Below are 13,035 nucleotides of genomic sequence, written 5' to 3'. Positions count from 1 at the left end.
CGCATGGAAAAAAAAGGAGAAGAAAATGGCGAGAGAATTTATCGTGCCGGGCCGCATTATTTCCGGTGCAGGAGCGTTGGATGCCGCCGGCGCGGCTTTGAAGGAGATGGGAAAAAAGGCTCTGGTGGTAACGGACAAGGTGATGGTGCAGCTGGGAAACTGTGCCAGACTTGAAGCGGCGTTGGCCGGACAGGGGATTGGCTGTGTGGTTTATGATGAAATCACGGGAGAGCCGACAGACACCATGATTGAAAATGGACTTAAGATATATCAGGAGAACGGCTGTGATTTCCTTGTCGCCCTCGGAGGAGGAAGCCCGATTGATTCGATGAAGGCAATTGCGTCCCTTGTAAAAAATGGCGGAAGCATTTCTGATTATATGGGTAAGATAATTGATGTGCCGGTGCCGCCCATGGCAGCCATCCCGACTACGGCAGGTACGGGCTCCGAAGCGACCCAGTTCACGATTATAACAGACACCAAAAAGGATATCAAAATGCTTTTGAAGGGGGCCGTTCTGATGCCGAAGCTTGCGGTCATCGATCCTCAGTTCACCATGACCGCGCCTCCCAAAATCACCGCGGCAACCGGTCTGGATGCCCTGTGCCACGCAATAGAAGCATATACCTCCAGGAAGGCCCAGACGCTGTCGGATACCTTTGCACTCTCCGCGGTAAAACGTATTTTTAAATTTCTTCCTGCCGTTTATCATGACGGGAAAAATGAGGAGGCCCGGATCCAGATGTCCGTGGCGGCCCTGGAAGCGGGAATTGCATTTAATAATTCGTCCGTGACTATCATTCATGGCATGAGCCGCCCGATAGGCGCTCTTTTCCATGTGGCTCACGGGCTGTCCAATGCCATGCTCATGAAAGAGTGTCTGTCCTTTGCGCTGGAAGGCGCGGTAAGCAGGTTCGCGGAGCTTGGCAGAGCGGTTGGCGCGGCAAAGGAGAGTGACCCGGACGCAGAGGCGGGCAGCAGGTTTCTTGCTGCAGTACAGGAAATGATAACCGGGCTGGAGATACCGACTCTGCAGGAATACGGAATCGACAGAGAAGCTTTTTATTCACAGATAGAAAAAATGGCACAGGATGCCATGGACAGCGGCAGTCCCCAGAATACGATGCGGCAGCCGGATCGCCAGGCCGTGATGGATATTTATAAAAAAATCTATGAAGGAGAATAAGAATATGGTAAAGGTAGGGATTATCGGAGCGGGAAGAATCGGAAAGGTACATATCACAAGTATCAGTACGAGAGTCAGGGATGCCGTCATCAAGACAGTGGCGGATCCGTTCATGAATGAAGAGACTGCGGCCTGGGCCAAAGGAATGGGCGTGCAGCATACAACGAAAGATTATGAGGAGATCATCCGCGATCCCGAAATCGATGCGGTACTGATCTGCTCTTCAACGGATACACACTCCCCCATTTCCCTGGAGGCAATCCGGGCAGGCAAGCATGTATTCTGTGAAAAACCCATCGATCATGATGTGGAAAAAATCAAAGAGGTGGCAGCCGCGCTGGAAGGAACGAAAGTGAAATACCAGGTTGGTTTTAACCGGAGGTTTGATCATAATTTCGAAGCGGTACAGCGTGCAGTAGCAGAAGGCAGGATCGGCAGGCCCGAGATCATCAAAATCACATCCCGTGATCCGGAACCGCCCGGAATTGATTATGTGAAGGTTTCCGGCGGCATGTTCCTGGATATGACGATCCATGATTTTGATATGGCGCGTTTCCTGGCGGGATGTGACGCTGAGGAGGTTTATGTGCAGGCCGCCAATCTGGTGGATCCCAAAATCGGGGAAGCCGGCGATGTGGATACTGCGGTTATCACACTTCAGATGGAAAATGGCGCTATTGCGGTGATTGACAACTGCAGAAAAGCGGTATACGGATACGATCAGCGGGCTGAGGTGTTTGGTTCCGAAGGGATGGCGGCCATCGGCAACGACAGCCAGTCCAGCGTACAGATCAGCAATTCGGACGGCGTGACGGGAGAAAAGCCCCTGTTTTTCTTCCTGGAAAGATACATGGATGCCTATGGCAAGGAAATCGCGGCTTTTATTGATGCGATTGTCAATGATACGGAAACCCCTTTAGGCGTTATGGACGGCCTCAAGCCCGTACTCATGGGACTGGCGGCAAAAAAATCATGGGAAGAACACAGACCTGTTAAAATCTCAGAAATCATGTGATGATGCATATGATTTTCAACCGGAGGAAAAGAGATGTTTGATAAAAATAAAGTAAAGCTGGGGATTGCCCCGATCGCGTGGACAAATGATGATCTGCCGGATCTGGGAAAAGAAAATACCTTTGAACAGTGCGTGAGTGAAATGGCACTGGCAGGCTATACCGGTTCGGAGGTGGGAAACAAATATCCACGGGATCCCGAGATGCTGAAAAAGGCGCTGCAGCTGCGGGGAATGGAAATATGCAACCAGTGGTTTTCCTGCTATCTGATTACCAAACCCTTTGAAGAGGTGGAAAAGGAATTTCGTGCGCAGCTCACTTTTTTAAAGGAAATGGGCGCCAAAATCATCGGTGCATCCGAACAGAGCCACAGCGTGCAGGGGCAGCAGGATGTACCTGTATTCGGACATAAATATGTGATGAATGATGAAGAATGGGACATCTTCTGCAGCGGCATGAACAGACTCGGGAAAATAGCGAAGGAGGAGTACGGAATTTCCCTCACCTTCCATCACCATATGGGAACGGTGGTGCAGAATCCGGATGAAGTGGAACGTATGATGGAAAATACAGATCCGGCGTATGTCAGCCTTTTATATGATACGGGACATTTTACCTACTGCGGAGCCGATCCTCTGGAGATGGTACGAAAATATGCGGGCAGAATCCGGCATGTACACTTAAAGGATATCCGTCCTGAAATCGTGGAGAAGGTAAAACGGGAGAAGTTAAGCTTTCTGGACGGCGTCCGCCTCGGCGCCTTCACGATACCCGGCGACGGCTGTATTGATTTTGACCCGATTTTCAAAGTCCTGGAGGATACGGGCTACGAGGGCTATATGCTGGTGGAGGCGGAGCAGGATCCTGCGAAGGCCAATCCGCTGGAATATGCCATCAGGGCGCGCAGATTTATTGCGGAAAAGACGGGACTGTAATTTTTGACGGCATACCGGATGGAAAAGGAGAAAAAAACGGACTTTAACCATTAAGAAACCTTCATAATATCTTAAGCTTTCCTTGTATGGACAATGAATACGGCATATGCTATGATTAACTGTACGTGATAAATTTGCTGCTGCCCGGGGACAGCCCGGAACATACGAAGGATTAACAGATATGGAAAATAATAGAAAAACGTCAGGGAATCATAGAAGGAAAAAAGGAAGCCGCAATCATGGAATTGCCATGTATCCGACTCTTGCGGTGAGATGGATAAAGAAGAATAAGGCGATGTCGGCAGCTCTCGCGGTGCTGCTGATAGTAGTTGCAGGAACCGGTGTTCTGGTGGGCTGGGGAATGGGAAGAGGAAAAGCGCAGAAGGATGCGGGCGAAACGCAGGCTTCGGCGGAAACCATTCCGGAGCAGACCGGAGAAGAGCAGGAGAGCACGGTGTCTCCTTTGCTGGAAAATGAATATCCGGAGGTCAATGATCTGATTTTAAAGTATCATCAGGCGCTGCAGTCGGATGATATGGATACGTTAAAAACGCTGCTGGATTATGCGGAGGACAAGGAACTGCTCCGTATGCAGGAAAACGGCTCTCATATTGAGTCATATAATAATATTGTATGCTATACAAAGCCGGGCCTGGATGCGGACAGTTATGTGGTATATGCCTGCTATGACGTTAAATTCGTTGGTTTCGATACTCTGGTACCGGGCCTGACTCCATTCTATGTAAGCCGTAATGAGGAAGGCAGGTATTATATCCGGGACTGGGAGCACAATCCGGATGAAGCGGCCTATGCCAATGAGGTAACGGCGCAGGAGGATGTGGCGGCTCTGTATGATCGCATCAGGAACGAATCCGCAGAGATTCTGGCAGGGGATGAGGAGCTTTCTCAATATCTGTCAAACTATCTGAATGATATGATGGTAGCGGTCGGTGAAGCGCTGAATGAAAAGGAGAATAGTCCGGAAAGTACGGAGGCTCCAACGGAAAGCGCGGCGGCACAGGAAAGTGAAAGCAAATCGGAGCCGGAAGCTTCCCAGCCGGCCCAGACGCCTTCCCAGCCGGCATCCACATCTGTTAATGTTCCCAACAGCGGGGAATTTACGGTGTCGGAAACAGTGAATGTCAGAAAGAGCGCAAATGAAAATGCCGAAAGAATAGGAGTATGCTATTCCGGCGAAAAGCTGGAAATACTCATGAAACAGGCAGACGGCTGGACAAGGGTTAAGTTCAACGGACAGACCGGATATGTGAAATCAGATGTTTTAAAATAATAAAAATACAGACAGGCCGCTGTCCTTTTCCGGGACAGCGGCCTGCCTGTATGTGCGGCAGTCCGGATACGTCAGGAGCTGTAAGCTTAACTCCGGCCGAATAATTTCTTGCCGACAAAAATGAAAATACATGCACCGATTACGGAAACAATCAGGTTGGCGAAGAAGCCGCTGGCATAAAAGCCGACCAGGCGGAACAGAAAACTTCCGATCATTCCTCCTACAATTCCCGTAATGATATTGCGCAGGGTTCCGCCCTGCGTATTCATGATCTTACTGGCTATCCAGCCGGCAATCGCACCATATACAATAGATAATATGAAAGATAACATTTTCAGGCCTCCTTTATCGTTTGTCTGTTACTATAATAAACATTTTTTTGAGAAAAAGCAACAAGGATTAATGAAACTGTCTTTCTGAAACCAGGCAGGCAATTTTTCTATTGCATTTTTCGCGCAGAGAGAGCAGCCAGGCGGCCTCATGAGGATAGCTGTTGAAGGTAATGGGAGCCTCCAGGCCCTCCTCCAAAAGAGCGAGAACGGTTTCCCTGTCTGTCAGCTGTTCCAGCAGCTGCAGGGCCCTCATATCCTGCAGGCCTTCCATCAGGACCTCCGCACGTATGGATGCGATCGGCCCGTTTTCTCCCGGATATACAAGGAATGCATCTCCCGAAGGGAATGCGCAGGCGGCATCGGTCACGCAATAGGGATTGATGGGATACCGGGAAAGCATGGAATTCCAGAAGTTAAATCCCCATTGCAGAAATCCGTGGATCTGATATTTATAAAGCTGCACGCCCAGAATACGGTTCCTCTGGGAGGGCATACAGAAGAAACGGTTTGACACCTCACGAAACTGGCCGCAGCAGTAATAGGTCCACAGGCCCGGCACATGGTTTTCAAGAAAAGGCCGGATATGGTCATTGCTGCAAACAGGCACCCCTACCAGGCCCTGTTCATAGAATTCATAATCAGACAGGGCATCCATGATAGGAAGGCCGTCGATCTGTGATTCCAGAAGCTTCTTGGCATACAGGTATGCGGGAATATGCTCCTTGCTCGGTTCGTCAGAAACATGGAAATAGCAGCGATCCTGCAGCTTATGGGTGCGGATGAAGTCCATGAGGCGCGGCAGGAAAGCTTCCAGAAATTCCCGGTATTCGTCACTCGCCGCATCGGTATCCCAGCCGAATATCTGCCTGCAGCCCTCTTTTTTCCCATTTGCCGGAGAGCCTTCCCAGGCCATGATCTTAGGGGCATGTCCGGCTCCCCACTGGGTAAATAAATGAGAGAATTCCAGATAGCGGATGTGGCAGCGTTCACAAAGCTCCAGCCAGCGTTCCAATTTTTCAAAGGAAAAGGTATAACCGTTCTCTTCCTGATATACATCGATAAGCTGCACCGTAGTGCGTTCTCCTCCCGGAGCGGTATCCAGAGGCGGTGTGAAAAGAGGCGTCAGAATCATATTGACTCCATAGCGTGCGGCGGCCTCCATATATCCGGAGGTAAGCTCCCAGTATTTTTCACTGAAAACAGGAACCTTATACCAGTCTGCAATACAATCCGTATGAAACCATTCCGTATGGATGAGAGTCTGCTCCGGAAGGCGGGCATTCAGGCGTTCCAGAACAAAAGTACAGCTGTTGAGGACTGTGCCGTTTTCTTCGGTAATGGCGATTGTAAGATCGTAGGAACCGGAAGGCAGGGAACATTCCGCAGGAACGGTGACCCAGAGGCTCCTCCATTGCCCCGGCAGCAGAGTGATATCCGATATGCCGGAATAAAGGGGATCCGGATACAGGCCGGGTGTGGTCCGCAGCACAAAATCATCCCCGTCCGGAAAAATGGGAAGTTCGCTGGGAGCCAGGCCTACCTGTCTTATAATAACATCATCGGCCAAAGCTCCCGACAACTGGATCCCGGCTTTAAAGGTGAGCGGGCCTTCCCAGCAATAGGCGGCCTGAAAGGAAAAACGCTCATTAAGAAGCATGTCGGCGCCGGTATATTCAGCCTGCGGTTGAAAAGGTTCATCCGGAAAAATTTTCTCCAGAGAACTGACGGTGAGTAAGGTTAATTTTTTACTGTCCATATGCAATCCCCCTGTGTGATTCATTATAAAAATAAGGATATCAAAGAATCGGGGAAAACGCTATATTGCCGCAGAAAATGAAGTAAAAAGTGCAAAGAAAAGTGCCGATATGGATATCGGAGGAGAGGGTGCGGCAGGCACTTCTGTGAACACGGATAAAGAATACTTACGAAACGGCTCCCTGGTATATGTATGGGGAACCGTTTCCTTTTCCGTATTCAAATTCTCTTTTTGCACCAATGCTCCAGCCACTGGATGATCTGGTACAGCGCCATGGCAATGACACACAGGATGATAATGGATGTAATCACCATATTGAGCTGGAAGAGACGGGTATCTTGAAAGATTAAATTGAGTATCCAAAAAGAAAACTCATTGAAACATGCCTGTATCCATGATAACGTATTCTGAAAAGGTAATCAGGGAGGATTCAATGGACAATGTATACAGCCTTCGTATTTATGATACGGAGTTAATGCGGTTCGTGATGGAAAAGAGAGGCTTGGAAGGCCTCGTTACAGAAATCCTGGATATAAAGGATGAATATGGACATTTGATGCCTCTGGACATGAAGATTGACAAGGAAGGAATTCTCCGCTGGCTGGAACGCAGGGTGATTCCTAAAAATAGAACACATGCAGACAAAATTTTGAAAACATCGGGACTTAGCCATAACGATACGAAAGGGATTATAGATGTGTGCAAAGGCTTGTCCCTAAACGACAGCTATTGGATTGTACCGGATGGCTTTGAGGGAAAATTTGCCCAATATAATCTTTATGAGAATCGTTTTTCCGAAATGCTGGCACTCGTTGCCTACACAGGGGAAGGGCAAAGCAGACAGGCGTTTACCATCTTCCCGGAATTAACCACTAGCGTCGATTTACTCCCGGTTAAGGGATAGTCCTGCAAGGGTGTAGTCCCAATCTTCCGGCAAGGACCGCATTTGCGACAATAGCCCTTTCGCCTTTAGCGTCAGTTCCTTGCTGTGTAGGTGGTGGTTGCTCATTACGGTATAGCCCTTGTTGTGCTCCACGTGGAAAACTGCCATAGCTTCATCACTCCTTTGCTGTGGGTTTGTTACACGATAGAAGCGCGATTTTGAGGGAAAAGGTATATTTCCCTTGCCTGCTTAAAAACGCGCCCGCAAAGCCGCTCAAATCAAGGCTCTGTCTGTCCCTACTGCGTAACATGAGGGCAAAAATAGCGGCGTTCCTGTTCTCCCGGTGTGGGAGTGAGAAACACCGCTTGTGCGGTGCTTTATTCTACTTCATCGGCTATGAGGTCTTGCATGGCTTCCCCAAAGTCTGTCGTAAAGGAAAAGATGAAGTATTCCAAAATGTCGGGGTCTGCGCCCATAGGCTTGGCTTCCTCGAAAAAGGGCAAGCACATAAGCCCGTAAAGCGTTTTGATGATTTTGAACAGCTTATCTCGGTCGGCGGGGGTGTTCATGGTAACGAGAATGTCCGTCAAGCGGTTTATGGTTTCCATATCACCGCCCGTTGTCAGCCATACCATTTCCACGAAAGGCTGCGTGATTGCTCCGGCGACAAGGTTTATCTTATCCTTGCTGATTTCGCCGGATTGTAGTACAATACCCTTGCTTAATAACAGTTCGTTCAAGGTGTCCTCCTTTCAATTTGCCCTTTGCGCGTGACGCTTTTTTGATGCCCTCGCTTACAAAAGGGGTTTATAAAGAGATATGGTAGGATTTAAGCACAAACGGCGAAAAGCCTTGATATGCAAGGGTTTCGCCGTTTCCTTATAAAACTTGTGAGAAGATATAAAGCGTTTTTCGGGCTTTAATCTATAAAAAATTAAAAAGCATTCTTTGGATGACAGTAGGTGTTGTTCTTGAATGTTATGATAGTTGTAAAGTGACAACGAGAAAAGGAGAGATTCCTGATGAATGATAACAAAAATGCACTTTTGGAGAGTGAAGAGGCTGAAGATCAGAGTGAAGAGTTTGATTTTGATGAACTCGAAAGACAGCTGGAGGAAGGACTGGAAGATAGCTTATCTGAACTGAAATTTCTTGAAGAAGACAAGGAGAAAATCAGCAATCCAGAAAATTTGGGAAATGCTGTTATGGGTGTAGTATGGGATCAGTTTGTAATTCAGATTGGAACTGTTGCAGGCGAAGATTTCATCAAAGAAAACCGTGGGATACGTCTTGATTTGCGTGATGAAGCGCATATTCAAACAACAGAAAACTTTGCTAATGGAAAGATTGCATCGCATAATACAGAAATAGATTATCAGCAAAGATATGATGATTGGCAATCCAATTTTAAGAAAGATGAGAATGGGCAAGTAATTAAGAAAATCGACAAAAGGTCTGGGACAGAAAAAGAAGTACTCATAGATGAGGCACGGAAACCTTATGATAAGAATAGACCTAAAGGTTCTAAACAGGTAAACATAGATGATATTGTACCGGTGGCAGAGCAAGTGCGTGACCCAGCCACAAATGCGCACCTGACATTAGATGAGAGGGTAGCTTTTGGTAATAGTGAAATTAATTTGAATCCAATGGATGCAAGTGCCAATCAATCCAAGGGTGATAGTACCATGTCGGAATGGCTCGATTCAGAACGAAACGGCGAAAGGCCAGCTGATAGATTCGACATTGATGAAGCTGATTTAAGAGAGAAAGACAAAGCGGCAAGGGAAGAGTATGAAAAAGTCAAAAAGGAAGGCGAAGAAAGGTCTATAAAAGCGGGCAAGAAATCGCAACGGAATGAAGCGTTTAGAATAGGCGGGAAAGCCTTAAGGGCTGCGGTGATGGGGCTTCTTGCTGAATTGGTGAGAAATATTATAAGCAAATTGGTTTCTTGGCTTAAGTCAAAAGAAAAAAATTTGAAGACATTTCTTGGACAAGTCAAGACGGCAATTGCTACATTTTTGAGAAACGTAAAACAAAATCTGCTTACAGCAGGAACGACAGTCGCATCAACTGTTTTAAGTGCAATATTTGGTCCCGTTGTAGGTGCAATCCAAAAGATATGGACACTGATTAAACAAGGCGGAAAATCGGTGAAAGAAGCTATTGATTATGTAAAGGCACCGGAAAATCGAAGGAAATCTTTCGGCGTTCTCATGCTTGAGGTCGGAAAAATTGTCATGACGGGGCTGACAGCAATGGGAGCTTTAGTTTTGGGAGAAGTAATTGAAAAAGCCCTGATGACATTTCCTGTATTTGCGGCAGAAATACCCTTAATAGGCAGTCTCGCAAATATAATCGGTATTTTCCTTGGAGCAGTTGTCGCAGGAATTGCTGGTGCGCTTGTTATGAATCTCATTGATAGGCTCATAGCAAAGAAACAAAAACAGGAAATTACCGAAAGGCAAATAGACAAAGGCAATGAAGTTCTTGCAAAGCAGGCACAAGTCATTGCAGTAAACCAGGAGCAATTACGTAGGCAAAAAGCAAAAACTGGTGAAATTATTAAAGCGAGACATGAGGCGGCAGTTGAGGTGATGAGAGAAGCAACGGAAAATATCTTCACCGAAAAGAAAAATGATAATGCTGAGCGGCTTGCAGACATGAAAGCGGTATTAGACCAGATATAGAAAGGAGAAGCTTATGAATTACAAGGTGGTATTAGGAATTTTAGGTGCGGCTATTGTGGTAGGAGGAATTATATTTTTTATAACAAGAGATGAGTCCATCAAATCATCTGAAGAGTCAGAGCGTGATGGAAAGAAAGGTACAGATGTTGTTACATATACAAGTGTTACAGAAGACGAGAATCAATCTAATCTTAATAATGTAAAAGCAGATGTAGCAGAAACAATGAGAGAACGGCACGAGGAAGCACAAAAGGAAATGAGAAAGTCGGTCGATAACATCTTTAATGGTGCTGGAAGTAATGAAACAAAAAATGAGGAAGCTAAAAAGAAGATGTTTGAAGGCCTCGACAATATTTAACAGGAAGGATGAAGATTGTGCTGGAATATAGCATACAAAAAACTCGTTTTGAAAAACAAAAGAAAGAACTGAAGGCTTTTTCCGAACAGCCTGCTACAAGTACAGAATTAGATAAGTTTAGTACGGACGGTCAGTGGTCAGATTTTTGGGCTGGTGGACTGGCAGGTGTATTAAGCGGGCATAAAGTGACGGGAGAAGAGATTAATAGCCTTGTTACAAAACTACAGAACTGTTTTGCGGAAATAAATGAACGTGACCGGAAGGTTATCAAAGAATTTGGTCAAGTATATGAGACTTTTGAAGCTCTTGATAAGGGATATATCCAAGGTATTCTTATTGGTGTGAAGTCCGCAGAGAAGGCAAGTCAAGAGGCTAAGGATGCGCAAAAGGATATAAATGACACAATAAAGGCACTTCAGATTACCATAAATAAACTGAAGGAATTTAAAGGTGAGATAAACCAGTACGCGCATCTTAAGGATATTGATGATATTTGGTGCGACATACAACGATATGAATTAGAATTAGGGAGTATCTCTACGGAATTAAAGACTCAAGGTATTAATTTTGATAAAAAAATATCTATATTAGAACAGCTTAAGACACGGATTGAGAAAACCAGGCACTTTAATGATATTGACTCAATGTGGAGAACTATAAAAAGTCAGGGAGAGGAAATAGACAGTTTTTTAAGAAAACTGGAAGAACTGTCAGATCAACTGACTGAAAAGATAAATGATTTGCTTGCTTTTAAGGAAGAAATTGAAAGAGCAGAGCATATCAAAGACATTGACTCAATTTGGGAGAATATGAAAAACCTTCAGGAAGAAGTCTCAAAGCTGTCGGATAATATTGAGAAACGAATAGAAAAGGTTGAGACGGAAATATCTAAGTTTGTGGAACTTGCAAAAGGACAAAGCCATTTTAAAGACATAGATGACATCTGGGAAGGACTGCAAGAGGTCCAAAAGACGGTTGGGAATCATTTTGAATCTATTAGTAGATATGAAGAAGTACAAGAGAGAATAGATAAAGAGTTATCTGATGTAAATGATTTCATCAGCGGTATCCAGCGGATAGAGCATTTTAATGATATAGATGCAGAATGGGAATTTTCACATGAGCTGATTAAAAATATAGAGGCAACAGACAATAAAGTTCTTACAGTGGAAAAGAACATACAAGAATACGGGGAAAGATTGCAAAAGGCTGAAGACGAAAATGTACAATTAAAAAGTAAAATTAATACGGCTTACATTGTTGCGGGCGGAGCCATAGCATTGTCTGTCGTTCAGCTTATTTTGCAGCTGTCAGGTATTTTGTGATGGAGAACAAAAGAGAAAAAAATCTCATGAATATGGCGTCAAAATTGGACGCTATTACGAACAGCGATGGAGAAATAACTAAATTGGCATTTTCCATAGTTGAGGATAAAGATGATTCCGCAACGGTGGAATTGTGTAAAAAAATTTCGGAATTTGCCAAAAATGAAATTAAGCAAATTGTACAGATAGCCCAAGCCCTGAAAGATGAGATTGTAAGCTATTATGGATATATTAGAGTAAAAGAAATCTGTAATGATAAAAAGCTTTTGCCTGTTGAAGAAGAAAAGTCTCTTGGTGAATTATTGAATGAACTTGATGAATTAGTGGGGCTTAAGAAGGTGAAAGCCGCTGTAAATGATCTTATAGCTTATCAGAAGGTACAAAAATTAAGAGAGAAGGAAGGCTTATTTTCCTCCAAAAGCACTCTTCACCTTGCGTTTACAGGAAATCCTGGAACAGGGAAAACAACGGTTGCTCGTATTGTCGGTCGTATATATAAACAGATTGGTCTTCTTTCAAAAGGGCATTTTTTAGAAGTATCCAGGACGGATCTGATTGCTGGATATCAGGGGCAGACTGCCTTGAAAGTTAAAGAGGTTATAGAACGCGCAAAAGGCGGTGTGCTCTTCATAGATGAGGCATACAGTATTACTGAAAATGATCATTCTGATTCTTATGGCCGAGAATGTTTAACAGAACTGACAAAGGCATTGGAGGATTATAGAGATGATTTGGTGGTCATTGTTGCTGGCTATACAGAACCGATGAAATTATTCTTTGAATCTAATCCTGGATTGAAATCCAGATTCAATACGTTTATTGAGTTCGAAGACTATGATGAGGAAGAACTGGATGGCATCATGAATATGATGTGCAAGAAGAATGATTATGTTTTATCGAAGAATGGTGTTGAGAAGGTAAAAGCCATTATTGCCTATGGTGTGGCGCATAAGGGAGAAGAGTTTGCTAATGGCAGACTTGTAAGAAATCTGTATGAAGATATGGTAATGAATCATGCCAGACGTGTAAACGGAATTGACAAGCCAAGCCGTGAGGATCTTATGGAATTGAAGGCGGATGATATTCCTTCTGTGGCAGAAAAAGAAGATTAAACTGAAAAATGGAACAAAGTATGATGATATCCAGGCTGGAGACAGTCTGGGTATTTTTTTAAAAATTTTTAGTCCTATGTTGACAGAATCGGGAATTTCAGGGGCTGGAAAAATATGTCGCATGAACCAGATGGAATTAAATGTAGTTTTATCT

The 13,035-nt window shown here is 45.0% G+C and carries 12 protein-coding genes and 1 pseudogene; 9 read left to right on the top strand and 4 right to left on the bottom strand.

The genetic code is table 11. The annotated features are described in order from the left end of the window. Positions 1 to 25: 25 nt before the first annotated feature. The 4 genes from BLA28_RS16205 to BLA28_RS16190 all read left to right on the top strand — a co-directional run bounded on the left by BLA28_RS16205 (position 26) and on the right by BLA28_RS16190 (position 4,425). Positions 26 to 1,186 (top strand): iron-containing alcohol dehydrogenase, encoded by a 1,161-nt coding sequence (locus tag BLA28_RS16205; RefSeq protein ID WP_069158636.1) that lies wholly within the window; start codon positions 26 to 28, stop codon positions 1,184 to 1,186. Positions 1,187 to 1,190: 4 nt separating this feature from the next. Then, positions 1,191 to 2,201, top strand: a complete 1,011-nt coding sequence (iolG, locus tag BLA28_RS16200; RefSeq protein WP_009252412.1) for an inositol 2-dehydrogenase — start codon at positions 1,191 to 1,193, stop codon at positions 2,199 to 2,201. Positions 2,202 to 2,234: 33 nt separating this feature from the next. Next, positions 2,235 to 3,134, top strand: coding sequence for a myo-inosose-2 dehydratase (gene iolE / locus BLA28_RS16195; protein ID WP_044963935.1), 900 nt, complete (start codon positions 2,235 to 2,237; stop codon positions 3,132 to 3,134). Positions 3,135 to 3,315: 181 nt separating this feature from the next. Next, on the top strand, positions 3,316 to 4,425 hold the full coding sequence (locus tag BLA28_RS16190) for an SH3 domain-containing protein (RefSeq protein WP_009252414.1): 1,110 nt from the start codon (positions 3,316 to 3,318) through the stop codon (positions 4,423 to 4,425). An 86-nt stretch (positions 4,426 to 4,511) separates the two neighbouring features. Here the strand turns inward: BLA28_RS16190 and BLA28_RS16185 are convergent, their stop codons facing one another. Continuing rightward, the gene (locus BLA28_RS16185; RefSeq protein WP_009252415.1) at positions 4,512 to 4,757 is read right to left on the bottom strand and encodes a GlsB/YeaQ/YmgE family stress response membrane protein; all 246 of its coding nucleotides are present in this window, start codon (positions 4,755 to 4,757) and stop codon (positions 4,512 to 4,514) included. 67 nt (positions 4,758 to 4,824) lie between these two features. Further along, positions 4,825 to 6,513: a DUF4091 domain-containing protein gene (locus BLA28_RS16180; RefSeq protein ID WP_069158179.1), complete on the bottom strand. Its 1,689-nt coding sequence runs from the start codon at positions 6,511 to 6,513 to the stop codon at positions 4,825 to 4,827. Positions 6,514 to 6,946: 433 nt separating this feature from the next. Here BLA28_RS16180 and BLA28_RS16175 point away from each other — a divergent pair, with 433 nt between their 5' ends. Further along, positions 6,947 to 7,417, top strand: coding sequence for a hypothetical protein (locus tag BLA28_RS16175; RefSeq protein ID WP_242880622.1), 471 nt, complete (start codon positions 6,947 to 6,949; stop codon positions 7,415 to 7,417). Here the strand turns inward: BLA28_RS16175 and BLA28_RS34250 are convergent. Beyond that, positions 7,400 to 7,564, bottom strand: a pseudogene (locus tag BLA28_RS34250) (helix-turn-helix domain-containing protein); the annotation flags it as partial. The gene BLA28_RS16175 and the pseudogene BLA28_RS34250 sit on opposite strands and share 18 nt — an antisense overlap. Positions 7,565 to 7,773: 209 nt before the next feature. Beyond that, complete coding sequence (locus tag BLA28_RS16170) at positions 7,774 to 8,136, bottom strand: hypothetical protein (protein WP_069158177.1); 363 nt, start codon at positions 8,134 to 8,136, stop codon at positions 7,774 to 7,776. A gap of 282 nt (positions 8,137 to 8,418) precedes the next feature. Between BLA28_RS16170 and BLA28_RS16165 the strand changes: the two genes are divergently transcribed. Genes BLA28_RS16165 through BLA28_RS16150 form a run of 4 tightly spaced genes read left to right on the top strand, consistent with a single transcriptional unit; the run spans position 8,419 to position 12,881 of the window. Beyond that, positions 8,419 to 10,086 (top strand): AI-2E family transporter, encoded by a 1,668-nt coding sequence (locus tag BLA28_RS16165; protein ID WP_081330090.1) that lies wholly within the window; start codon positions 8,419 to 8,421, stop codon positions 10,084 to 10,086. A gap of 13 nt (positions 10,087 to 10,099) precedes the next feature. Beyond that, positions 10,100 to 10,444 (top strand): hypothetical protein, encoded by a 345-nt coding sequence (locus tag BLA28_RS16160; RefSeq protein WP_069158175.1) that lies wholly within the window; start codon positions 10,100 to 10,102, stop codon positions 10,442 to 10,444. Positions 10,445 to 10,452: 8 nt separating this feature from the next. After that, the gene (locus tag BLA28_RS16155; RefSeq protein ID WP_069158174.1) at positions 10,453 to 11,769 is read left to right on the top strand and encodes a coiled-coil domain-containing protein; all 1,317 of its coding nucleotides are present in this window, start codon (positions 10,453 to 10,455) and stop codon (positions 11,767 to 11,769) included. Beyond that, complete coding sequence (locus BLA28_RS16150) at positions 11,769 to 12,881, top strand: AAA family ATPase (RefSeq protein ID WP_069158173.1); 1,113 nt, start codon at positions 11,769 to 11,771, stop codon at positions 12,879 to 12,881. Before BLA28_RS16155 ends, BLA28_RS16150 begins: the two co-directional genes overlap by 1 nt. The last annotated feature ends 154 nt before the right edge of the window (positions 12,882 to 13,035 follow it).

This window comes from Eisenbergiella tayi, from assembly GCF_001881565.1.
In the GTDB taxonomy this organism is placed as follows: Bacteria; Bacillota; Clostridia; order Lachnospirales; family Lachnospiraceae; genus Eisenbergiella; species Eisenbergiella tayi.
Note: the sequence above shows the minus strand (reverse complement) of the source record. Positions and strands in the feature narration are given on the sequence as shown.

Excerpts from the sequence above, each read along its gene's own strand:
- BLA28_RS16165 (WP_081330090.1), top strand. The coding sequence starts at position 8,419 with ATGAATGATAACAAAAATGCACTTTTGGAGAGTGAAGAGGCTGAAGAT.
- BLA28_RS16180 (WP_069158179.1), bottom strand. The coding sequence starts at position 6,513 with ATGGACAGTAAAAAATTAACCTTACTCACCGTCAGTTCTCTGGAGAAA.
- iolE (WP_044963935.1), top strand. The coding sequence starts at position 2,235 with ATGTTTGATAAAAATAAAGTAAAGCTGGGGATTGCCCCGATCGCGTGG.
- BLA28_RS16160 (WP_069158175.1), top strand. The coding sequence starts at position 10,100 with ATGAATTACAAGGTGGTATTAGGAATTTTAGGTGCGGCTATTGTGGTA.
- BLA28_RS16205 (WP_069158636.1), top strand. The coding sequence starts at position 26 with ATGGCGAGAGAATTTATCGTGCCGGGCCGCATTATTTCCGGTGCAGGA.
- BLA28_RS16150 (WP_069158173.1), top strand. The coding sequence starts at position 11,769 with ATGGAGAACAAAAGAGAAAAAAATCTCATGAATATGGCGTCAAAATTG.
- iolG (WP_009252412.1), top strand. The coding sequence starts at position 1,191 with ATGGTAAAGGTAGGGATTATCGGAGCGGGAAGAATCGGAAAGGTACAT.
- BLA28_RS16185 (WP_009252415.1), bottom strand. The coding sequence starts at position 4,757 with ATGTTATCTTTCATATTATCTATTGTATATGGTGCGATTGCCGGCTGG.
- BLA28_RS16155 (WP_069158174.1), top strand. The coding sequence starts at position 10,453 with ATGAAGATTGTGCTGGAATATAGCATACAAAAAACTCGTTTTGAAAAA.
- BLA28_RS16175 (WP_242880622.1), top strand. The coding sequence starts at position 6,947 with ATGGACAATGTATACAGCCTTCGTATTTATGATACGGAGTTAATGCGG.
- BLA28_RS16190 (WP_009252414.1), top strand. The coding sequence starts at position 3,316 with ATGGAAAATAATAGAAAAACGTCAGGGAATCATAGAAGGAAAAAAGGA.